This window comes from Janthinobacterium sp. GW823-FHT01H08, from assembly GCF_058797855.1.
The window spans coordinates 5,939,659-5,959,817 of record NZ_CM179504.1 but is presented as its reverse complement, the minus strand read 5'-3'; the positions used below and the strand labels follow the sequence as shown (position 1 = coordinate 5,959,817).

General features: G+C 63.5%; 20 protein-coding genes and 1 pseudogene. 14 read left to right on the top strand and 7 right to left on the bottom strand.

The annotated features are described in order from the left end of the window. Positions 1–4 precede the first annotated feature (4 nt). The 3 genes from AC3RCG_RS26845 to AC3RCG_RS26835 are packed head-to-tail and all read left to right on the top strand — an operon-like array spanning position 5 to position 3,082. Entirely contained in the window at positions 5–1,036 is a 1,032-nt protein-coding gene (locus AC3RCG_RS26845; RefSeq protein ID WP_070220558.1) for an ABC transporter ATP-binding protein, read from the top strand. Positions 1,037–1,056: 20 nt separating this feature from the next. Further along, positions 1,057–2,001: a nucleoside hydrolase gene (locus AC3RCG_RS26840; RefSeq protein ID WP_492402132.1), complete on the top strand. Its 945-nt coding sequence runs from the start codon at positions 1,057–1,059 to the stop codon at positions 1,999–2,001. Between the two features lie 25 nt (positions 2,002–2,026). Further along, on the top strand, positions 2,027–3,082 hold the full coding sequence (locus AC3RCG_RS26835) for an adenosine deaminase family protein (protein WP_492402133.1): 1,056 nt from the start codon (positions 2,027–2,029) through the stop codon (positions 3,080–3,082). A 1-nt stretch (position 3,083) separates the two neighbouring features. Here AC3RCG_RS26835 and AC3RCG_RS26830 read toward each other — a convergent pair whose 3' ends face one another. Further along, positions 3,084–4,466, bottom strand: a complete 1,383-nt coding sequence (locus tag AC3RCG_RS26830) for a short-chain fatty acyl-CoA regulator family protein (protein ID WP_070290844.1) — start codon at positions 4,464–4,466, stop codon at positions 3,084–3,086. Between the two features lie 154 nt (positions 4,467–4,620). Here AC3RCG_RS26830 and AC3RCG_RS26825 point away from each other — a divergent pair, with 154 nt between their 5' ends. The 5 genes and pseudogenes from AC3RCG_RS26825 to mmsB all read left to right on the top strand — a co-directional run. Beyond that, positions 4,621–6,129 carry a CoA-acylating methylmalonate-semialdehyde dehydrogenase gene (locus AC3RCG_RS26825; protein ID WP_409027658.1) on the top strand — a complete coding sequence of 503 codons (1,509 nt, stop codon included), beginning with the start codon at positions 4,621–4,623 and terminating at the stop codon, positions 6,127–6,129. A gap of 9 nt (positions 6,130–6,138) precedes the next feature. After that, positions 6,139–7,299, top strand: a complete 1,161-nt coding sequence (locus AC3RCG_RS26820; protein ID WP_230501739.1) for an acyl-CoA dehydrogenase family protein — start codon at positions 6,139–6,141, stop codon at positions 7,297–7,299. Then, complete coding sequence (locus tag AC3RCG_RS26815) at positions 7,296–8,081, top strand: enoyl-CoA hydratase (protein WP_070311741.1); 786 nt, start codon at positions 7,296–7,298, stop codon at positions 8,079–8,081. Before AC3RCG_RS26820 ends, AC3RCG_RS26815 begins: the two co-directional genes overlap by 4 nt. Continuing rightward, positions 8,074–9,201 carry an enoyl-CoA hydratase/isomerase family protein gene (locus tag AC3RCG_RS26810; RefSeq protein WP_070311740.1) on the top strand — a complete coding sequence of 376 codons (1,128 nt, stop codon included), beginning with the start codon at positions 8,074–8,076 and terminating at the stop codon, positions 9,199–9,201. Before AC3RCG_RS26815 ends, AC3RCG_RS26810 begins: the two co-directional genes overlap by 8 nt. Positions 9,202–9,215: 14 nt before the next feature. After that, a pseudogene (gene mmsB, locus AC3RCG_RS26805) lies at positions 9,216–10,124 on the top strand (3-hydroxyisobutyrate dehydrogenase); the annotation flags it as partial. Positions 10,125–10,311: 187 nt separating this feature from the next. On the opposite strand, the gene AC3RCG_RS26800 reads toward mmsB, so the two are convergent. Together AC3RCG_RS26800 and AC3RCG_RS26795 are read right to left on the bottom strand one after the other, a co-directional pair. Further along, complete coding sequence (locus tag AC3RCG_RS26800) at positions 10,312–10,893, bottom strand: hypothetical protein (RefSeq protein WP_070220542.1); 582 nt, start codon at positions 10,891–10,893, stop codon at positions 10,312–10,314. A gap of 41 nt (positions 10,894–10,934) precedes the next feature. Continuing rightward, positions 10,935–11,534 carry a hypothetical protein gene (locus AC3RCG_RS26795; RefSeq protein WP_070220540.1) on the bottom strand — a complete coding sequence of 200 codons (600 nt, stop codon included), beginning with the start codon at positions 11,532–11,534 and terminating at the stop codon, positions 10,935–10,937. 246 nt (positions 11,535–11,780) lie between these two features. Here AC3RCG_RS26795 and AC3RCG_RS26790 point away from each other — a divergent pair, with 246 nt between their 5' ends. Both AC3RCG_RS26790 and hrcA read left to right on the top strand, forming a co-directional pair. Then, complete coding sequence (locus AC3RCG_RS26790; RefSeq protein ID WP_070220538.1) at positions 11,781–12,506, top strand: HAD family hydrolase; 726 nt, start codon at positions 11,781–11,783, stop codon at positions 12,504–12,506. A 117-nt stretch (positions 12,507–12,623) separates the two neighbouring features. Then, positions 12,624–13,640, top strand: coding sequence for a heat-inducible transcriptional repressor HrcA (hrcA, locus tag AC3RCG_RS26785; protein ID WP_034745713.1), 1,017 nt, complete (start codon positions 12,624–12,626; stop codon positions 13,638–13,640). 51 nt (positions 13,641–13,691) lie between these two features. Here the strand turns inward: hrcA and fur are convergent, their stop codons facing one another. Further along, positions 13,692–14,123 carry a ferric iron uptake transcriptional regulator gene (gene fur / locus AC3RCG_RS26780; RefSeq protein ID WP_034745717.1) on the bottom strand — a complete coding sequence of 144 codons (432 nt, stop codon included), beginning with the start codon at positions 14,121–14,123 and terminating at the stop codon, positions 13,692–13,694. 196 nt (positions 14,124–14,319) lie between these two features. Here fur and AC3RCG_RS26775 point away from each other — a divergent pair, with 196 nt between their 5' ends. From AC3RCG_RS26775 to AC3RCG_RS26765, 3 genes are read left to right on the top strand one after another with little or no spacing between them, the layout of a single operon-like run. Beyond that, positions 14,320–14,961: an outer membrane protein assembly factor BamE gene (locus tag AC3RCG_RS26775; protein WP_070220536.1), complete on the top strand. Its 642-nt coding sequence runs from the start codon at positions 14,320–14,322 to the stop codon at positions 14,959–14,961. 19 nt (positions 14,962–14,980) lie between these two features. Next, positions 14,981–15,790, top strand: coding sequence for a 4-hydroxy-tetrahydrodipicolinate reductase (gene dapB / locus AC3RCG_RS26770; protein WP_099374061.1), 810 nt, complete (start codon positions 14,981–14,983; stop codon positions 15,788–15,790). A gap of 8 nt (positions 15,791–15,798) precedes the next feature. After that, positions 15,799–16,125: a barstar family protein gene (locus AC3RCG_RS26765; protein WP_070290850.1), complete on the top strand. Its 327-nt coding sequence runs from the start codon at positions 15,799–15,801 to the stop codon at positions 16,123–16,125. A gap of 113 nt (positions 16,126–16,238) precedes the next feature. Here the strand turns inward: AC3RCG_RS26765 and AC3RCG_RS26760 are convergent, their stop codons facing one another. Both AC3RCG_RS26760 and AC3RCG_RS26755 read right to left on the bottom strand, forming a co-directional pair. Further along, positions 16,239–17,498, bottom strand: coding sequence for a CaiB/BaiF CoA transferase family protein (locus tag AC3RCG_RS26760; protein WP_409027665.1), 1,260 nt, complete (start codon positions 17,496–17,498; stop codon positions 16,239–16,241). Beyond that, positions 17,498–18,679: an acyl-CoA dehydrogenase gene (locus tag AC3RCG_RS26755; RefSeq protein ID WP_070220528.1), complete on the bottom strand. Its 1,182-nt coding sequence runs from the start codon at positions 18,677–18,679 to the stop codon at positions 17,498–17,500. Before AC3RCG_RS26755 ends, AC3RCG_RS26760 begins: the two co-directional genes overlap by 1 nt. A 159-nt stretch (positions 18,680–18,838) precedes the next feature. On the opposite strand from AC3RCG_RS26755, the gene AC3RCG_RS26750 reads away from it, so the two are divergent. After that, entirely contained in the window at positions 18,839–19,735 is an 897-nt protein-coding gene (locus AC3RCG_RS26750; protein ID WP_070220526.1) for a LysR substrate-binding domain-containing protein, read from the top strand. Here the strand turns inward: AC3RCG_RS26750 and AC3RCG_RS26745 are convergent. Further along, on the bottom strand, positions 19,732–20,133 hold the full coding sequence (locus tag AC3RCG_RS26745; protein ID WP_227742056.1) for a VOC family protein: 402 nt from the start codon (positions 20,131–20,133) through the stop codon (positions 19,732–19,734). The two genes, AC3RCG_RS26750 and AC3RCG_RS26745, sit on opposite strands and share 4 nt — an antisense overlap. Positions 20,134–20,159 lie beyond the last annotated feature (26 nt).

Here is a 20,159-nt window from a genome sequence, read left to right as displayed (position 1 = left end):
CACGATGAGTTATCTGGAACTGCACAAGCTGAACCTCGGCTACGCCAAGAACACGACGTCCGTGAAAGACCTGGACTTGCACGTCGAGCAGGGCGAGCTGATTTCCCTGCTGGGCCCCAGCGGCTGCGGCAAGACCACCACCATGCGCGCCATTGCCGGCCTGATGCCGCTGCAGTCAGGCCGCATCGTGCTCGACGGCCGCGAAATCGGCAAGCTGGCGCCGAATAAACGCAATATCGGCATGGTCTTCCAGTCGTATGCGCTGTTCCCGCACTTGAACGTGTACGACAACATCGCCTTCGGCCTGCGCCTGCGCAAGGTGGCGCCGGCGCTGCTGAAAACGAAAGTGGAAGCCGTGATCGCCGCCGTGGGACTGACGGGGTTCGAGACGCGTTTGCCGGCGCAGATGTCGGGCGGCCAGCAGCAGCGCGTGGCGCTGGCGCGCGCCATCGTCGTCGAACCGGCCCTGCTGCTGCTCGATGAACCGCTGTCGAACCTGGACGCCAAGCTGCGCGTGCAGATGCGCGCCGAGCTGCGCCGCATCCAGCGCGAACTGGGCATCACCATGCTGTACGTGACGCACGACCAGGAAGAAGCGCTGGCCCTGTCCGACCGCATCGTCGTCATGAATGGCGGGCGCATCGAGCAGCTGGCCGCGCCGGAAGCCGTGTTCAATACGCCGTCCACGCGCTTCGTCGCCAACTTCATGGGTTTCGAAAACCTGTTCGACTACCGCGACGGCGCGCTGCACCACGCCGGTGCCAGCCTGCCGTACACGTCCCCCGTCGCTGCCGGCACCACGGTGCTGGGCTGGCGTCCGGACAAGGTGCGCGTCTGCGCCGCCGACGACGCGGCAGGCCAGTACCCTGGCACCGTGCTGGCGCGCGGTTTCCTGGGCGACACCGTCGAATACCTGCTGCAAACGCCGCTGGGCCAGGTCAAGGGCATTTGCGCGGCCGGCGGCGCCGCCTGGCGCGAAGGCACGGCCGTCTCCTTCGTACTGCCCTCCGACAGCGCCCTGTGGCTGGCTGCCTGATTTTTTAACCTGAGACCATCATGACCCAAGCCTTGAAAAAGATCTGGCTCGACACCGATCCCGGTTTCGACGACTGGCTGACGATGCTGCTCTTAGGCAGCAATCCCGACATCGAGTGGCTGGGCGTGAGCGTGGTGGCGGGCAATGCACCCGTCGCCATCACTTACGACAACGCCTTGCGCATCAAGGCCCATGACGGCTTGACGGTGCCGATCTACCGCGGCTGCGAAGAACCGCTGGCCGGCGTCATCGAGACGGCGCAGCGCATCCTGGGCGACAGCGGCATGCCGACCACGGGCGACATCCTGCCGCCCGGTGCCGCCAGTGACGCTGCGGGCCACGCCGTCGACGCGCTGATCGCCGCCGTGCGCAAGCATCCCGGCCAGATCACCATCATGGCGATCGCGCCGATGACGAATATCGCAACCGCGCTGGCCAAGGCGCCCGATATCGCGGGCAAGATCGTCGAAATCATCCTGATGGGCGGCTCGACCGACCAGGGCAACCATACGGCGGCGGCCGAATTCAATATCTATGCGGACCCGGAAGCGGCCGCCCAGGTGTTCAAATCCGGCATTCCGCTGCGCATGTTCGGTCTGAACCTGTGCCGCCAGCTCTTGGTGACGAATGCGGAAGTGGAACGCCTGCGCGCCCTCGGCACGCCGCGCGCGCTACGTCTGGCCGGCTACCTGGAAGCGTATGTGCGCATCCGGAGCAGCGACGGTTCCGTGCCCATGCCCATGTACGACCCCGTGGTGGCCCTGTACCTGGAAGCGCCGCAGCTGTTCCAGTTCCAGCCGGCTCACGTGGCCATCGAATTGACGGGCGAACTGACGCGCGGCATGACGGTGTGCGAATTCCGCGTGCCGCGCCGCGCCGCCATCAACACGCAAGTGGCGATGCTGGCCGATGGCCCCGCCGCCATCGAGCGCCTGATGCGCCGCCTGGCCGCCATTCTCGTCTGACCCACTTCACTACGAAACGAGCTTCATGTCTAATTCTCCCCTGAGCATCGAACAGTTTTTACGCGCCATGCCGAAGGTGGAGCTGCATTGCCACCTGTTCGGCACGGTGCGGCAAGCCACTTTCCGCGCGCTGGCCGCCAAGACGGGCCATGTCGTCACCCCTGAGGAAATCGACGCGTTTTACACGCGCGGCGACAAGCCCGTCGGCGTGCTGCGCGTGCTGCGCGCGCTCGACGCGCACCTGATCGTCTCGCCGACGGACCTGTATTGCCTCGCCTACGAATACCTGGAAGACGTGCATGGCCACGGCGTGCGCTATGCGGAGTTCTTCTGGAATCCGACCGGCACCGTGCGCGTGTCGGGCATCCGCTACGAGTCGGCGCAGGACGCCATCGTGGCCGCCATCCGCGATGCGCAAAGGGATTTTGGCGTGATCGGCCGTCTGATCCCCAGCATCGACCGTGAAGCGGCTCCCGCCGAAGCCGTGCAGATGGTGGAGTGGATGAAGGCCTACCGCGCGCCGGAAGTGATCGGCATCGGCATCGACTACCGCGAAAACGACCGTCCGCCCGAACTGTTCATCGAAGCCTACCGCGCTGCGCGCGCCGCCGGCTTCAAGTGCACGGCGCATGCGGGCGAATTCGGCATGCCGTGGATGAATGTGGCGACGGCGATAGACGAATTGCAGGTGGACCGGGTCGACCATGGCTACACGATCGTCGACAACCCGGAGCTGGCGCAGCGCTGCGTGGAACGGGGACTTGTCTTCACCGTGGTGCCCACCAATTCGTATTATCTGCGCACCCTGGTCCCCGAGCGCTGGGCGCTCGATCACCCGATCCGCGCCATGGCCAAGCTGGGCCTGAAACTGCATCCGAATACGGACGATCCGACCCTGCACCACGTGACGCCGACGGGCGCCTGGATGATGATGCGCGAATTCGGCTTCGGTCTCGACGACATGCGGGGCTTCATGTTGAATGGCCTGGACGCGGCCTGGATAGACGAGTCCACGCGGCGCGACTGGCGCGCGGAATTTGCGCGCGAATTCGACGTGTTGCGGGCAAGAGTCGTCGGGTAAATCAGGCCGATGCCGGTGGCGGGGCCAGCAGCGACGGAAACGCCCGCTGCGGGCAGCTTTGGCGCTCGCACACCTTGCAGCCCGTGCCGATCGGCGTGGCGCTGGAAGGGTCGTGCAAATCGAGTCCCTTCGAATAGATCAGCCGGTGCGCCTGCGAGATGTCGCAGCCCAGCGCCACGGCAAACGTCTTGCCGGGCGCCCGGAAGCCTGGCGAGGCCGTGCTGACCTGGCGCGCGATCCATAAATACGTGCAGCCGTCGGGCATGCTGGCCACTTGCGTCAGCACCTGGCCCGGATGGCTGAAGGCGTCGTACACGATCCACAGCGGGCAGGTGCCGCCCACCCGTGAAAAGTGAAAGTCCGTGGCCGACTGGCGCTTCGAGACATTGCCCGCGCGGTCGACGCGCACGAAGAAAAACGGCAGCCCCGCCGCATCGGGGCGCTGCATGGTGCTCAAACGGTGGCACACGGCCTCGAAGCCCACGCCGAACTGGTGCGCCAGGCGTTCGATGTCGTAGGCGCGCGTTTCCGCCGCCTGTAAAAAACGCTGGTACGGCATCAAGAGGGCGCCGGCGAAATAATTGGAAAACGCCAGGCGCGCGCCCGTCTGCGCGGCCGCGCCCGAGAGTCCTGCCGCCAGCACCAGGGCGTCGATGAGGTCGCTGTGTTCGAGCAGGCTGATTTGCGCCGCCATCTGGAAGGCGCGTTGGCCGCCCGTCAGGGTGTCGGGCAGAAACAAGATATGGTGTTGCGCGTCGTAGCGGTGCTTGCGCACCATGCCCGCGTCGCCATCGGACAAGCGCACCTGGATGCCGTGGCGCTCCAGCAGCCGGCCTTGCAGCGCGTCGAGCGTGCGCAGGGAGGGATCGAGTTCGCCCGCCACCCGTTCGGCCGCCCGGTCCAGCTCATCGATGTAGTTTTGCCGCCGGTTCAGGTATTCGCGCACTTCCTCGTCCGTGGAGGGCGCCGCCGAGCTGGCGCCGCGGCTGCCGTCGTCGAGGCGCGCGGCCAGCGTATCGGCCCGTTCCGCCATCACCCGGTAGCGCCGCTGCAGGAGCAAAATCGAGCGCGCCAGTTCCGGCATGTTTTCCACCAGCATTTTCAATTCCGCCATCGAGGTGGGCGGCGCGTCGGGCAATTCGCCGAACACGTCGCGCACGTCCGCCACCAGGCTGGCGCTGTCGTGTTCGGAAAAGATTTGCGGGTCAACGCCCAGCACCGTGCCGATGCGCAGCAGGATCGGCACCGTCAGCGGGCGCTGGTTGCGCTCCATCTGGTTCAGGTAGCTGGGCGAGATGCCCAGGGCCTTGGCCAGCGCCACCTGCGTCATGCGCCGTTCCTCGCGCAGCCGCTGCAGGCGCACGCCCATGAAAACCTTTGCCATCGCGTTTCCTCTTCCCCGTTTGTGGAATCTGCAAATTTACAATCTTTGCAGATTAACAGATTCGTCTTTGCATTATCTCGCATTTTCACGCCTTGTTTGCAGGCTGGATTGTGCGAATAATGCAAACAGACCTATACCAACCAGGAGACTCCGAGTGACTACGCAAAACACAATTCCGACCGTTCCCCTCTTGATCAACGGCGAGTGGGTCGAATCCCGCACCACCGTCTGGCGCGACGTCGTCAACCCCGCCACGCAGGAAGTCCTGGCCAAGGTGCCGTTCGCCACGTCCGATGAAGTCGACGCGGCCATCGCCTCGGCCCAGCGCGCCTTCAAAACCTGGCGCAAGACGCCGATCGGCGCCCGCGCCCGCATTTTCTTGAAATTGCAGCAGCTGATCCGCGAAAACATGGCCGACCTGGCCGCCACCCTGACGATGGAACAGGGCAAGACTTTGCTCGACGCGGAAGGCGACGTCTTCCGCGGCCTGGAGGTGGTGGAACATGCGGCCAATATCGGCACCCTGCAAATGGGCGAATACGCGCAAAACGTGGCCGGCGGCGTCGACACCTACAGCGTGATGCAGCCGCTGGGCGTGTGCGCCGGCATTACCCCATTCAATTTCCCCGCCATGATCCCCCTGTGGATGTTCCCGATGGCGATTGCCTGCGGCAATACCTTCGTGTTGAAACCATCGGAGCAAGACCCGCTCGTGACGGAAAAACTCGTGCGCCTGGCCTTGCAGGCGGGCATCCCGGCTGGCGTGTTGAACGTCATCCACGGCGGCGAAGACGTGGTCAACGCCCTGTGCGACCATCCGGACATCAAGGCGATCTCGTTTGTCGGCTCCAGCAAGGTGGGCACGCATGTGTACCAGCGCGCCAGCCTGAACGGCAAGCGCGCGCAATGCATGATGGGCGCCAAGAACCACGCCGTCGTCTTGCCGGACGCCAATAAAGAACAGACCCTGAACCAGTTGCTGGGCGCCGGTTTCGGCGCGGCCGGCCAGCGCTGCATGGCGGCGTCCGTCGCCGTGCTGGTGGGCGAGGCGCGCGAGTGGCTGCCGGAACTGGCCGCCAAGGCGCAAACCCTGACGGTGGGCGCGGGCAAGGATAATCCGGACCTGGGCCCCGTGATCTCGTGCGCGGCGAAAGAACGCGTGTTTGGCCTGATCGCCAAGGGCGTGGAGCAGGGCGCCGTGCTGACGCTCGATGGCCGCGACGTGAAGGTCGATGGCTATCCGAACGGCAACTTCGTCGGCCCGACGATCTTGTCCGGCGTAAAACCCGGCATGGTCGTGTATGACCAGGAAATCTTTGGTCCCGTCCTGATCGTCGTCGAAGTCGACACGCTCGATGAAGCGATTGCGCTGGTGAACGCGAATCCGAACGGCAATGGCACGGCCCTGTTCACGCAGAGCGGCGCGGCCGCGCGCTATTTCCAGGAAGAAATCGACGTGGGCCAGGTCGGCATCAACGTGCCGATTCCCGTTCCCGTTCCCCTGTTCAGCTTTACGGGCTCGCGCGGCTCCAAGCTGGGCGACCTGGGCCCGTTCGGCAAGCAGGTCGTGTTGTTCTACACGCAGACGCAGACGATTACCCAGCGCTGGTTCACGGATGCGGCCTCGGTGGGCAAGGTCAACACCACCATCAGCCTCAAGTAAGGAGCTGCCATGGACTTTGAATTGAGCGACGAGCAGCGCGAGTTCCAGCAGGCGGCGCGCGCGTTTGCCGAAGGCGAACTGGCGCCGCACGCGGCCCATTGGGATGCGGAATCGATCTTCCCCGTGGAAACCATCGCCAAGGCGGGCGAGATGGGTTTTTGCGGCCTGTACACGCCGCAGCGCTGGGGCGGTCTGGGCCTCTCCCGCCAGGACGCGGCCATCGTCTTCGAGGAACTGGCCGGCGGCTGCACCTCGACCACGGCCTACATCACCATCCACAACATGGCCACCTGGATGCTGTCGCGCTGGGGGCAGGAAGCCCTGTGCGACGAGTGGGTGCCGGCCCTGGCTGCCGGCCAGAAGCTGGCCAGCTATTGCCTGACGGAACCGCAGTCGGGCTCGGATGCGGCGTCCTTGCGCACGAAAGCCGTCAAGGAGGGCGACTTTTATCTGCTGGACGGTACGAAAGCGTTTATCTCGGGCGCGGGGCAGACGGATATGCTGATCGTCATGGCACGCACGGGCGGCGAGGGCGCGGCCGGCATTTCCGCCTTTGCCGTGCCGGCGAATTTGCCCGGCATCGTGTATGGCAAGAAAGAAGAAAAGATGGGCTGGAACAGCCAGCCTACGCGCATCATCAGCTTCGACCAGGTGAAAGTGCCTGTTGGCAACTTGCTGGGCGCGGAAGGCGAAGGCTTTACGATTGCCATGAAGGGCATCGACGGCGGGCGCATCAACATCGCCGTGTGCTCGGTGGGCACGGCGCAGGCGGCCCTCACGCGCGCGCAAACGTATATGAAGGAGCGCACGCAGTTCGGCCGCGAGCTGGCTCAGTTCCAGGCCCTGCAATTCAAGCTGGCCGACATGCTGACGGAACTGGTGGCGGCGCGCCAGATGGTGCGCCTGGCAGCCTGGAAACTTGACCAGGAAAGCCCGGATGCGACGGCATATTGCGCCATGGCAAAACGTTTCGCGACGGATGTGGGTTTTAATGTCGCCAACGATGCGTTGCAATTGCACGGTGGCTACGGCTACATCCGCGAGTATCCGCTCGAGCGCCACGTGCGCGACACGCGGGTGCACCAGATCCTGGAAGGGACGAATGAAATCATGCGCCTGATCGTCGCGCGAGCGATTTTGAAAGACGGCGCCACGGAGACCTTACGATGAGCAAAGTGTATACAAATTTACTGCTGGAACGCCGTGGCCATACGGCCCTGGTGACCCTCGACAACCCGCCCGCCCACACGTGGACCCTGGCCAGCCTGAACGCCCTGAAGGAACTGGTGGCCGACCTGAATGCGGACGCCGACGTGTACGCGCTGGTGATCACGGGCGGCGGCGCCAAGTTCTTCTCGGCCGGCGCCGACCTGAACGTGTTTGCCGACGGTAACAAGGACACGGCCTTCGCCATGGCCGCGGCCTTTGGCGAAGCGTTCGAGGCGCTGTCCGCATTCCGCGGCGTCAGCATCGCCGCCATCAATGGCTATGCCATGGGCGGCGGTCTTGAATGCGCGCTGGCCTGCGATATCCGCATCGCCGAGGAGCACGCGCAGATGGCCTTGCCGGAAGCCTCGGTCGGCTTGCTGCCATGCGCGGGCGGCACGCAGCATTTGCCGTGGCTGGTGGGCGAAGGCTGGGCCAAGCGCATGATTTTGTGCGGCGAGAGAGTCGATGCGGCCAAGGCCCTGGCCATCGGCCTCGTCGAGGAAGTTGTGCCAACCGGCAAGGCTGCCGCCACGGCGCTGGCCCTGGCCGCCAAGGTGGCGCGCCAGAGTCCCAGCAGCGTGACGGCATGCAAGACCCTGATCCAGGGCGCGCGCAGCCATCCGCTGGTCAACTCCTTGCCGGACGAACGCACCCTGTTCCTCGGCTTGTTCGATACGCAAGACCAGAAAGAGGGCGTGCAGGCGTTCCTGGAAAAACGTCCGGCGGAGTGGAAGAATGGTTGAGACTTTGCCTGAAACCGTGAAAATCGAGGAGCGCGACTGTCCCGGCGGCATGAAGCTGGGCGTCATCACCCTCGACGCGCCCAAATCCCTGCACGCGCTGACCCTGGACATGATACGCGCCATCGACGGCGCTCTCGTGCGCTGGGCCGGTGACTCTGCCGTCGCCTGCGTGGTGCTGCACTCGTCGACCGACAAGGCCTTTTGCGCGGGCGGCGACGTGCGCAGCCTGCGTTCGGCCGTGGCCGAGCAATCGGGTGTCGTGCCGAACCCGCAGGCGCTGGCCTTCTTTGCCGAGGAATACCGGCTCGACCACCGCATCCATACGTATGCGAAACCGCTGCTGGTGTGGGGCGGCGGCATCGTCATGGGCGGCGGCCTGGGCCTGATGGCCGGTGCCAGCCACCGCGTCGTGACGGAAAGCACGCGTATCGCCATGCCGGAAATCACGATTGGCCTGTTCCCCGACGTGGGCGGCAGCTGGTTCCTGGGCCGCATGCCAGGGCGCAGCGGCCTGTTCCTGGGTTTGACGGGCGCGCCCATGAACGCGTCCGACGCCCTGTTTACGGGCCTGGGCGACTATTTCCTGCGCCAGGAAGAGCGGAACATGGTGCTCGACGCGCTGGCGCTGGCGCAATGGCAAGCCAGTCCGCAGGTGAACAGCGAGCAGCTGGACCGCCTGCTGCGTGGCTTCTCGGCGCCAGCCTCCATGCTGCCCGTGTCCGAAGTGCGCGCCAACTTCGACGCCATCGCGGCGCTGACGCAAGCGCCCACTTTGCCCGAAGTGGTGGCCGCCATCGCCGCGTATGACGGCGATTCGGTCTGGCTGCAAAAGGCGGCCCACTCGCTGGACAAGGGCGCGCCCACTTCGGCCGCCCTGGTGTGGGCCATGCGCGAGCGCACGCGGCACATGAGCCTGGCGCAAGTGTTCCAGCTGGAACTCATTGTCGCCGTGCAATGTTGCGCCCATGCAGACTTCAGCGAAGGCGTGCGTGCTTTGCTGATCGACAAGGACAACGCGCCGCAGTGGCAGCCGGCCAGCCTGGCCGAGGTCAGCGAGACGTATCTCAATGAATATTTCACGGCGCCATGGGATAGCCATCCTTTGCGCGACCTGCATTAAAAGAACAACAGGAGACACATATGCAACATATCGCTTTCATCGGCCTGGGCAACATGGGCGCGCCGATGGCCCGCAACCTGGTGGCCGCCGGCTTCCACGTGTCCGTGTTCGACCTGGCGCCGGCGGCTGTGGCGTCGCTGGTCGAGGCGGGCGCCACGGCGGCCGCATCCGCCAGCGCAGCCGTGCAGACGGCGGACGCCGTCATCACCATGCTGCCAGCCAACAAGCACGTGCAGGAACTGTACCTGGCGGCAGGCGGCGTGCTCGATTCGGCCAAGCCCGGTGCCCTGTTCATCGACTGCAGCACCATCGCCGCCGACGTGGCGCGGCAAGTGGCGCAGGCGGCCAGCGAGCGGGGCTTTGCCATGATCGATGCGCCCGTCTCGGGCGGCACGGCGGGCGCGGCGGCCGGCACGCTGACCTTCATCGTCGGCGGCAGCGAGGCTGCCTTGCAGCAGGCGCGTCCCCTGCTGGAAAAGATGGGCAAGAACATCTTCCATGCGGGCGAGGCGGGTGCGGGCCAGGTGGCGAAGATTTGCAACAACATGCTGCTGGGCATACTGATGGCGGGGACGGCCGAGGCGCTGAACCTGGGAGTGGCGCATGGCCTCGATCCGAAAGTCTTGTCCGACATCATGGGCAAGAGTTCGGGGCGCAACTGGACCCTGGAAGTGTACAACCCGTGGCCCGGCGTCATGGACGGCACGCCCGCGTCGCGCAATTACACGGGCGGCTTCGGCACGGCGCTGATGCTGAAGGACCTGGGTCTGGCGCAGCAGTCGGCCCTGTCGGCGAACGCGCCCACGCCCCTGGGCGGGCTGGTGCGCCAGCTGTACCAGATGCATGCGCAAGCCGGCTATGCGCAGCAGGATTTCTCCAGCATCGTGCAGATGCTGCAGCCGGGCTTGGATAAACCCGCCTGAGGAATTTTGGACAAAAAAAAGCCCGCTGGTGAAAGCGGGCTAAATCCAATTCTTGGAAGAGTTGGAGGAGACAGATGCATTATGCTGCATCGCCACATATAACTCCAATTTATCTTTCGAATATCAAATATAGATTTTCGTGATATCTCTTCCTGGCAGCCGCGTCGCGGCTGCCAGCGCCACAGTCTTAGCCTGGATTGCAGGCGATCTGCACGGTGGTCACGTTTGCTTCACCCATCACACCGACGCCCGTGTTGGGTGCCACGGTGCATTTCAAGCCGGTAGGCTGGGTAAATACGCTGATGCCATACTTGTCGCCATCGGCAACAGGCGATGCCAGAGTGAAGGTCGTGCTGCCTTTGGCCACCGTGGTTTGCGCATTGCCGTTGATCAGAACCAGGCCGTCGGCTGTCAGGCCAGTCACCGTGCCGCCTACCGTGTACGCGTTTCGCGCACAGGAAACCGATGCCTGGATACTGACGTAGTGACCGGCCGAGCCGGTTCCGCCACTGACGGTGCAAGTCATGTGGGCTGGCTGGGTCTGCACGGTGATGTTGTAGTCGGTGCCATAGTCGATGCGCTTGCCAAAGGTAAACGAGGTCTGGCCGGCTTTGATCGGGAGCGGATCGCCGCCATTGACCAGGACCAGGCCTTCGGTGTTCAAATTGCTGACGGTGCCACTGACATCATACGAGGCCTTGCCGCCGCAAGCAGCCAATCCCAGGGTCAACAGCAGCGCGGCGATAGGGCGCAGGCAGGATAACTTCATGTATTTCTCCAATCCAATATAGTGGTGACGAATCGCGTGGCTTACTGCGCCGTGCAGTTCAGTGCGGCGCCGGTCGTGGCGGCTGAGCCCATGGTGCCGACGACATCGCGGCCGTTGGCGCTGGCAGAACCCACGAAACTGCACGTCTGGCCCGTTGGATACGTCGCGATGGAAATATTGTAGGCAATGCCGTCGTTGACATTCGGGAACGTATAGCTGGTGCTGCCTTTCAGCGGGCTGGTGGTGATATTGCCGATGGCCAGGGTCAAACCGTCGGCGGTCAGGCCCGTGATCGTGCCGCTCAGCGGGTAGGTATTGGTCACGCAAATCACCTGGGCCGTGGTCACGGTATAGCTCGATGCCTTGCCGGCGCCATTGGTAATCGTGCACACGGCGCCTTTTGGCTGTTGCGCGATGGTGATATCGTAGCGGTCATCGGTGCTGACCAGCTTGGTGAAAACAAAGGAAGTCTGGCCTGAGGTGACAGGCAGGCGTTCGCCGTCATTCAGCAGAATCAGGCCATCTTTTGCCAGATTGACGACTTGGCCGCTCAGATACAGATTGCCGCCGCTGCCGCCGCAGGCCGCCAATGTGACGGCGCAAGCCGCCGCCAGCATCGAGCGCAGGTACAAATTTTTCATACATTCTCCAAAACGAATTAGGTTGGGTAGCGCAACGCGGACGCTGGCGCCGCATTGGAATGGCGCCTATTTTAGTCTATCTGGCAAGCCGGATGATCTTGCCTTGTATCACCCTGTAACAATTTTTCGCCGGGAAGCGCCGGCCCGGCCCCATTTCATGGGGGCGCCGCCATGCCGGCGGCGGCGATCGGTGCGACAATAGCTGCGGGCTGCGCACCGTGACGCGGCATCTATATAGTGAGTTCCATGTCTCTTGCCCCTGTAAAACCTGCCGTGCCGCCCAAGGCCATCCTGTTCGACCTCGACGATACCTTGTGGCCCATCGCGCCCGTGATTGCCGCCGCCGAAACCCTGCTGCACGACTGGCTGGCCACGCATGCGCCCAAGGTGGCGCAGCAGTTTTCCATCGAGCTGTTGCGCCAGCACCGTCTGGCCATGCTCAATGAACAACCGCATTTCCATGGCAATTTGATCGAGCTGCGCCGCGCGGGATTGCTGACCGCCTTTGAGGCCGCCGGCGAAGATCCCGCCCTGGTCGACGGCGCCATCGCGCAGTTCCTGGCGGCGCGCCATCGCGTGCAGCCGTATGACGATGTCTTGCCCGGCCTGGCCTGGATGGGGCAGCGCATGCTGGTCGGCTCGATCTCGAATGGCAATGCGGACCTTGAAATTATCGGCCTGGCGCAGCATTTTAAAGTGTCGATTGCCGCCAGCGATTTCGGCGTCGCCAAGCCTGACGCCAGCATCTTCCTGGCCGCTTGCGCCGCGCTGGGCGTGGCGCCGCATGAGGCCGTGTATGTGGGGGACGACCTGTATTTCGACGTGACGGGGGCGCAAGGGGCGGGCATGCGTGCCGTGTGGATGAACCGCAAGGGCAGCGATGCCCATCTGGCCGCCGGCGTGCAGCCCGACGCCATCTGCGCCAACTTTGATGAATTGCTGCTGTGGCTGCAGGGGCAGCTGGAAGATTGATCGCCGTCGGACGGGCGAACGTGCATAATAGGCGCTGTTGATGCACGTTCGGCCGCTTTCGTTGCCGCTTGCTTAACAATATGCTTGTTTAAAGAATATTTGCTTACCTAAGACACCATGCAACTCGATACACGTGCCCAAACACTGCTGAAAGCCCTGGTCGAGCGATATATCGCCGACGGCCTGCCGGTCGGTTCGCGCGCCTTGTCGAAAATTTCCGGCCTCGACCTGTCGCCGGCCACGATCCGCAACATCATGGCCGACCTGGAAGAGCTCGGTTATGTGTCCAGTCCGCATACCTCGGCCGGACGCATCCCCACGCCGCGCGGCTACCGCATCTTTGTCGACACCTTGCTGACCGTCCGGCACCTGGACGAGCACCTGGTGGAGTCGCGCATGCGCCTGCAGACGCCGCAGCCGCAAAAAACCATCGCCAACGCGGCGCAGATGCTGTCGTCGCTGTCGCAGTTCGCCGGCGTCGTGCTCAGCCCGCGCCGCGAATCCGTGTTCCAGCAAATCGAATTCCTGCGCCTGTCCGAAAAGCGCATCCTGCTCGTCATCGTCGCGCCCGGCGGCGATGTGCAGAACCGTTTATTGCTGACGGAGGCCGACTATACGCCGGCGCAACTGGTGCAATCGGCTAATTACATCAACCAGAATTATGGCGGCCTGTCGTTCGACGCCGTGCGCGTGCGCCTGCAAGGCGAGCTGCGCCAGTTGCGCGACGACATGGGCAGTTTGATGCAGGCGGCCGTAGAAGCGGGCAGCGAAGCGATGGCCGACCATAGCGACGACATGGTCATTTCCGGCGAGCGCAACTTGCTCAGCGTGAGCGATCTGTCATCGAATATGCATTCGCTGCGCCAGATGTTCGACATGTTCGAGCAAAAGACGGGCTTGATGCAGCTGCTCGACGTGTCGAGCAAGGCGACGGGCGTGCAGATTTTCATCGGCGGCGAATCGAACCTGGTGCCGATGGATGAGATGAGCGTGGTGACGGCGCCGTATGAAGTCAACGGCAAGATCGTGGGAACGCTGGGAGTGATCGGACCGACGCGCATGGCTTACGAGCGCGTCATTCCGATCGTCGACATCACGGCCAAGCTGCTGTCGAGCGCGCTCAGCCATCATTGATGCGGTTCAATGCTGCGCCGGCCGGCCCCTTGCGGGAACGGCCGGCGTGGGTCAGGCTGTTTTGTGCGGGCAAGCTGTCTTGGTGCAGTTGCCGTAGATGGCCAGGGCGTGTTCGGCGATCTTGAAGCCGCGCTCTTCGGCCACTTTTTGCTGGCGGATTTCGATTTCTTCGTCGAAGAATTCTTCGACCCGGCCACAGTCGAGGCACACCAGGTGGTCATGGTGGGAGCCTTCGTTGAGTTCGAAAATCGCCTTGCCGGTTTCAAAATGGTTGCGGTTAAGCAAGCCGGCTTGTTCGAATTGCGTGAGGACACGGTAGACAGTTGCCAAGCCGACATCCATATTGTCGGCCAGCAGAATCTTGTAGACGTCTTCCGCGGTCAGGTGGCGTACCGGGCTACTCTGGAAGATATCGAGTATCTTCAGCCGTGGCAGGGTGGCTTTCAGGCCGCTTGCCTTGAGATCACTAGGATTGTTACTCATGTTTGTTGCTCGTATGTGGGTCAGGTGCTTTATCATATAGCGTTTTGTCGGAGAGTGCCAAAATATGCTTTTTTTTGGCGGGCCGGTCACTCCTGGCGTTTTGTTCATCCAATTGAGGTCATTTATGCGCGTAACCCCGGCTGTATTGCCATCTCTCTGGCACCGTATTTCATTTCGAGCACCAGTCGTGGCAGGCATGGTCTGTGTCGCGCTGGCCGTGTCCGGCTGCGCCAACCGTGGCATTCTTGGCGAAAAGCCGGCAGCTGCTCAAAAAGAAGGCAAGGAACTGGTTCCCGAACAGGGCGCACAAACGACCACCATTACGCCGCTGCAAAAATTCATGTGGTTTTTCTCGCCCTACCGTCCTGACATTCAACAAGGCAACTTTGTCTCCGAAGAGATGCTGGCCCAGTTGAAAGTAGGCATGACGCGCGACCAGGTGCGTTTCGTCCTCGGCACTTCGCTGCTGACCGATATCTTCCATGCCGACCGCTGGGATTATCCATTCCGCCTGGCGCGGGGCAGTGGCGAAACCACCAGCAGCCGCGTGGTCGTGTACTTCGGCAAGGATGGCAAGGTTGAACGTTTCGAAGGCGGCAACTTGCCGACGGAGAAAGAGTATATCGACCGCATCGCCGGTCCGTCGCCATTCGCCAAGGTCGCCAAGGCTGACGTGCCTGCCGCCGTCGTGCCATCGCCCGTGGCGCCGAGCGCCGTGCCGGTACCGGCCGATGCCGCTCCTGCCATTCCTGTGAGCAAGCCTGACGTTGCACCAGCACCAGCAACGGCGCCTGCCGCCGAGCCAGCACCGACGCCTGCCGCCGAACCCACCAAATAAGTTGTTGTAAGAGAATAAAATGACTGAACTGAAAATTGCCATCGCTGGCGCCAGCGGCCGCATGGGCCATATCCTGATCGAAGCGGTCAGCAACGCACCCGACGCCGTGCTGGCCGGCGCCCTCGACCGCGCCGGCTCGCCGAGCGTCGGCCAGGATGCCGCCGCCTTTCTCGGCAAGCCTGCCGGCGTGCTGATCGCGTCGGACCTGGCCACCGGCCTGGCCAATGCCGATTACCTGATCGACTTCACGCGCCCCGAAGGCACTTTGCAGCACCTGGCGTATTGCGCCGAGCATGGCATCAAGATGATCATCGGCACCACCGGTTTCGATGACGCGGGCAAGGCCGCCATTGCCGCCGCCGCCGAAAAGACGGCCATCATGTTCGCGCCGAACATGAGCGTGGGCGTGAATGTCACCATGAAGCTGCTGGAACTGGCCGCGAAAAGCCTGTCCGAAGGCTACGACATCGAAATCATCGAAGCGCATCACCGCTTCAAGGTCGATGCGCCGTCGGGCACGGCCCTGCAAATGGGTGAAGTGGTGGCCGGCGCCCTGGGCCGCGACCTGAAGGAATGCGCCGTGTACGGCCGCGAAGGCGTGACGGGCGAACGCGATCCGTCGACCATCGGCTTTGCTACCATCCGCGGCGGCGATATCGTCGGCGACCATACGGTGCTGTTTGCCGGCATCGGCGAGCGCATCGAGATCAGCCACAAATCGAGCAGCCGCGTCACCTACGCCCACGGCGCCCTGCGCGCCGCGCGTTTCCTGGCCGACAAGCCGACGGGCCTGTTCGACATGCAGGATGTGCTGTCGCTGAAGAACTGAGGAAGACTATGGCCACAGCCATCCTGAATGGAAAAGACATCACCGATGAAGCGAGCTTTCACGCGCAATGCGTGCAAGCCTTCGGTTTCCCCGCGTTCTACGGCAACAGCATGGATGCCTGGGTCGATTGCCTCAGCTACTTGCGCGACGATGAAAACATGACGCAGTTCCGTTTGAAACCGAACGAAGTGCTGGACATCGTGGTGCAGGACGCTGACGCGATGAAGGCGAAAGTGCCTGATTTGCTGGAAGAAATCACATTTTGCATCGCCGGCATCAATGAGCGCTATGACGATTACGGTGAAAAACCGGCATTGAAACTGGTACTCAAGTGAATGGAATCGTAGGTCGGATTAGGCCCTGCGGGCCGTAATCCGACAACATTGTTGGCTGTGCAAGTCGGATTACGCGCAAGCGCCAATCCGACCTACGTCCAGACGACCAACATTTACACCACCTTGCGCTCACGCAAGCCGTCAATCTCCGCACCGTCCAACCCCAGCCACTGCTGCAATACCTCGTCCGTATGCTGCCCCAGCAAGGGCGGCGGCAAGCGGTATTGCACCGGCGAGCCGGACAGGCGCACGGGATTGGCCACCAGCGCCACCGTGCCCGCCGTCGGATGCGGCATCTCCACTTTCAAGCCACGCGCCACCACTTGCGGGTCGGCAAAGACCTGGTCGATGCGGTTGACGGGGCCGCACGGCACGGCTTGCGCCTCGAACGCGCTGATCCACTCTGCCGTCGTGCGCATGACCGTGGTCTGGCGCATCAACGGTATCAACACCGCCCGGTGCGCCACGCGCTGCGGGTTGGTGGCGAAGCGTTCGTCCTGCGCCCATTCCGGGTGGCCGGCGACGGCGCAAAAACGCGAAAACTGTCCATCGTTGCCGATCGCCAGAATCATGTCGCCATCGGCCGTGGGAAAGTCTTGATACGGAACAATGTTCGGATGCGCATTGCCCATGCGCTGCGGCACCTTGCCTCCGCACAAGTAGTTGGCGGCCTGGTTGCCCAGCGCGGCCACTTGCACGTCGAGCAGGGCCAGGTCAATATGCTGGCCCAGGCCCGAGCGCTCGCGTTCGGCCAATGCGGCCTGCACGGCGATGGTGGCGTACAGGCCCGTCAGGATGTCCGTTTGCGCCACACCCACTTTTTGCGGTCCGGCGCCCGGCTGGCCATCGGGCACGCCCGTGATGCTCATCAAGCCGCCCATGCCCTGGATTAAGAAGTCATAGCCGGCGCGCGCCGCATACGGCCCATCCTGGCCGAAACCCGTGATGGAGCAGTACACGAGGCGCGGGTTGAGCGCCAGCAAGCTCGCCGCATCGAGGCCGTATTGCTTCAAACCATCGAGCTTGAAATTTTCCAGCAGCACGTCCGATTCGGCGGCCAGCTTGCGCACCAGGGCTTGCCCTTCAGGGGCAGCCAGGTCGATGCACAAGGAGCGCTTGTTGCGGTTGGCGCACTGGAAGTAAGCGGCCTCGGCCGTATCGCGGCCGTCCGCGTCCTTCAGATATGGCGGACCCCAGGAGCGCGTGTCGTCGCCGCGTCCCGGCTGCTCGACCTTGACGACGTCGGCCCCGAGGTCGGCCAGCATTTGCCCGGCCCACGGGCCGGCCAGCACGCGCGACAGGTCGAGCACGCGCAAGCCCGTCAACGGCGCGGGCCGCAGGGTGGAGGCGAGGGTGGAAGCCAGGGCGTCCATCAGTTGCTGAAGGCGGCGATGCCGGTGATGGCGCGGCCGATGATCAGCGCGTGCACATCGTGCGTGCCTTCATAGGTGTTCACCACTTCCAGGTTGACCAGGTGGCGGATGACGCCGAATTCGTCGGAAATGCCGTTGCCGCCCATCATGTCGCGCGCCATGCGGGCGATGTCCAGTGCCTTGCCGCAGCTGTTGCGTTTCATGATGGACGTGATTTCCACGGCGGGCGAGCCCTCATCCTTCATGCGGCCCAGGCGCAAGCACCCTTGCAAGCCCATGGTGATTTCCGTCAGCATGTCGGCCAGTTTCTTTTGCACCAGCTGGTTCGCAGCCAATGGGCGGCCGAATTGCTGGCGGTCCATCGTGTACTGGCGCGCCTTCAGGTAGCAGTCTTCGGCCGCGCCCAGCGCGCCCCAGGCGATGCCGTAGCGGGCGCTGTTCAGGCAAGTAAATGGACCTTTCAGGCCGCGCACGTCGGGGAAGGCGTTTTCTTCCGGGCAAAATACTTCATCCATGACGATTTCGCCGGTGATGCTGGTACGCAAGCCCACCTTGCCGTGGATTTCCGGCGCCGACAGGCCTTTCCAGCCTTTTTCCAGCACGAAGCCGCGGATCGCGCCTTCATCGTCCTTGGCCCAGACGACGAACACGTCGGCGATCGGGCTGTTGGTGATCCACATCTTGGCGCCGGAGATACTGTAGCCGCCCGGCACCTTGCGCGCGCGCGTGACCATGCTGCCAGGGTCGGAACCATGGTTCGGTTCCGTCAGGCCGAAGCAGCCGATGAATTCGCCCGTCGCCAGTTTCGGCAGGTATTTCTGCTTGGTTTCTTCGTTGCCGAAGGCATTGATCGGCACCATCACCAGCGACGATTGCACGCTCATCATCGAGCGGTAGCCCGAATCGACGCGCTCGACTTCGCGCGCGGCCAGGCCGTAGCAGACGTAGTTCAGGCCGGCGCCGCCGTATTCTTCGGGTATCGTCGTGCCCAGCAAGCCCAGCTCGCCCATTTCGCGGAAGATGGCGGCGTCCGTGCGGCCATGGCGGAACGATTCAAGCACGCGCGGCACCAGGCTGCCCTGGCAATAGTCGCGGGCCGCTTCCAGCACGGCGCGTTCGTCGCCCGTCAGTTGTTCTTCCAGCAGCAGGGGGGAATTCCAGTCGAATACGGTTTTGCTCATCACAGGCCTCGCAGGTGAGCGCCGGTGATCGGCGCAAGATTGAATATGGCTCATGGTAGGTTTTTGCCTAGCCTTGCGCAAACGATTTTTTTGCACCCAGACATGCGTGATGCGCATATCTTGCGGCATACTGGAGCCTTTCACCGGCCCGATACCCCCATGTCACGCAAAATTCCCATGCTGCAAGCGCTAAATTGTTTCGAAGCGGCCGCGCGCCACCAGAGCTACACGCATGCGGCGCGCGAACTGTCGCTGACGCAAAGCGCCGTGTCGCGCCAGATATCTTCCCTGGAAAGCTTTCTTGGCGTGCAATTGTTCCAGCGCACGCGCCATGGCGTGCTGCTGACCAGCGCCGGCGCTGCGTATGCGCGCCAGATCGCGGCCCGTCTCGACGGCCTGGAGCGCGACACGCTCGACACCATGGCGCGCCAGGGCGGCGGCGGGGCGCTGCAGCTCGCGTCCGTGCCCACGTTTGCCACGCGCTGGCTGATGCCGCGGCTGTCGTCGCTGGCCGGTTTGCACCCCGATATCGTCGTGCATATCGATGCCTATACAAAGCCGTTCATGTTTGCCGATACGGAATACGACGGCGCCTTGTACGCGGGCACGCCCGAGCAGCTGGCGCGCTGGCCCGGCACGCGCGCCACCTTGCTCATGCACGAAGAAATCGTGCCTGTCGCCAGCCCGCGCCTGTTGGCGGCGCGCAGCGCCTGGCAGCCGCAGGATTTATTGGAACTGACCTTGTTGCAGCAAAGTACGCGCCCGGGCGCCTGGCGTCAGTGGTTTGACGCCATGCAGGTCGATGGGGAACTGGCGCGCTATGGCGCCCGCTATGAGTTGTTTTCCATGCTGGCCATGGCGGCCGTGCAGGGGCAGGGCGTGGTCTTGCTGCCCCGTATGCTGGTCGAAGCGGAACTGGCGCGCGGCGAGCTGCGCATCGCATGCGAGCGCCCACTGCGCGGCCAGCGCGCGTATTACCTGATCACGCCCGAGGCGGCACATGAGAAACTGGCCTTGCAGCAGTTCCGCGTATGGCTGCAAGACGAGGCGGCCTAGACGACCTTGGCCGTATCGAAGTGGGGATTGTCGATCAGGCCGATCTGGTTGCCGAAGGGGTCGAGCAATTCCACCGTGCGGATGCCGTCGCCCACGTCAGTGATCGGATGGTGCAGGCTGCCGCCCAGTGCCACGATGCGTTCGACTTCCTGCTCGATGCCATCCACGCCCCAGTACGTCACGCTGCCCTGCGTGCCAGGCTGGCCGTCCGGCAGCAGCCCCAGCTCGAAGCCGCCGATGGCAAAGCCGACATAGAACGGCTGGTCGAAATACGGTGCCGTGCCGAATACCTGGCTGTACCAGGCTTTGGCTTTGTCCAGGTCGGGGACGGGATAGGTGACGGTGCGCAAGCCCTTGATCATGTTCTGCTCCTGGTGAATGAAGAATAACGCCATCATGCCACCGGCGTGCGCGTGGCGATTGG

What these genes read in the sequence shown, in the direction of transcription:
- AC3RCG_RS26800 (WP_070220542.1), bottom strand. Translation starts at nt 10,893, where the DNA reads ATGAAGTTATCCTGCCTGCGCCCTATCGCCGCGCTGCTGTTGACCCTG.
- AC3RCG_RS26820 (WP_230501739.1), top strand. Translation starts at nt 6,139, where the DNA reads ATGGACTTTGAATTGAGCGACGAGCAGCGCGAGTTCCAGCAGGCGGCG.
- AC3RCG_RS26760 (WP_409027665.1), bottom strand. Translation starts at nt 17,498, where the DNA reads ATGGACGCCCTGGCTTCCACCCTCGCCTCCACCCTGCGGCCCGCGCCG.
- dapB (WP_099374061.1), top strand. Translation starts at nt 14,981, where the DNA reads ATGACTGAACTGAAAATTGCCATCGCTGGCGCCAGCGGCCGCATGGGC.
- AC3RCG_RS26830 (WP_070290844.1), bottom strand. Translation starts at nt 4,466, where the DNA reads ATGGCAAAGGTTTTCATGGGCGTGCGCCTGCAGCGGCTGCGCGAGGAA.
- AC3RCG_RS26845 (WP_070220558.1), top strand. Translation starts at nt 5, where the DNA reads ATGAGTTATCTGGAACTGCACAAGCTGAACCTCGGCTACGCCAAGAAC.
- AC3RCG_RS26815 (WP_070311741.1), top strand. Translation starts at nt 7,296, where the DNA reads ATGAGCAAAGTGTATACAAATTTACTGCTGGAACGCCGTGGCCATACG.
- AC3RCG_RS26795 (WP_070220540.1), bottom strand. Translation starts at nt 11,534, where the DNA reads ATGAAAAATTTGTACCTGCGCTCGATGCTGGCGGCGGCTTGCGCCGTC.
- AC3RCG_RS26745 (WP_227742056.1), bottom strand. Translation starts at nt 20,133, where the DNA reads ATGATGGCGTTATTCTTCATTCACCAGGAGCAGAACATGATCAAGGGC.
- AC3RCG_RS26755 (WP_070220528.1), bottom strand. Translation starts at nt 18,679, where the DNA reads ATGAGCAAAACCGTATTCGACTGGAATTCCCCCCTGCTGCTGGAAGAA.
- AC3RCG_RS26775 (WP_070220536.1), top strand. Translation starts at nt 14,320, where the DNA reads ATGGTCTGTGTCGCGCTGGCCGTGTCCGGCTGCGCCAACCGTGGCATT.
- AC3RCG_RS26750 (WP_070220526.1), top strand. Translation starts at nt 18,839, where the DNA reads ATGTCACGCAAAATTCCCATGCTGCAAGCGCTAAATTGTTTCGAAGCG.
- AC3RCG_RS26765 (WP_070290850.1), top strand. Translation starts at nt 15,799, where the DNA reads ATGGCCACAGCCATCCTGAATGGAAAAGACATCACCGATGAAGCGAGC.
- fur (WP_034745717.1), bottom strand. Translation starts at nt 14,123, where the DNA reads ATGAGTAACAATCCTAGTGATCTCAAGGCAAGCGGCCTGAAAGCCACC.
- AC3RCG_RS26835 (WP_492402133.1), top strand. Translation starts at nt 2,027, where the DNA reads ATGTCTAATTCTCCCCTGAGCATCGAACAGTTTTTACGCGCCATGCCG.
- AC3RCG_RS26840 (WP_492402132.1), top strand. Translation starts at nt 1,057, where the DNA reads ATGACCCAAGCCTTGAAAAAGATCTGGCTCGACACCGATCCCGGTTTC.
- AC3RCG_RS26790 (WP_070220538.1), top strand. Translation starts at nt 11,781, where the DNA reads ATGTCTCTTGCCCCTGTAAAACCTGCCGTGCCGCCCAAGGCCATCCTG.
- hrcA (WP_034745713.1), top strand. Translation starts at nt 12,624, where the DNA reads ATGCAACTCGATACACGTGCCCAAACACTGCTGAAAGCCCTGGTCGAG.
- AC3RCG_RS26810 (WP_070311740.1), top strand. Translation starts at nt 8,074, where the DNA reads ATGGTTGAGACTTTGCCTGAAACCGTGAAAATCGAGGAGCGCGACTGT.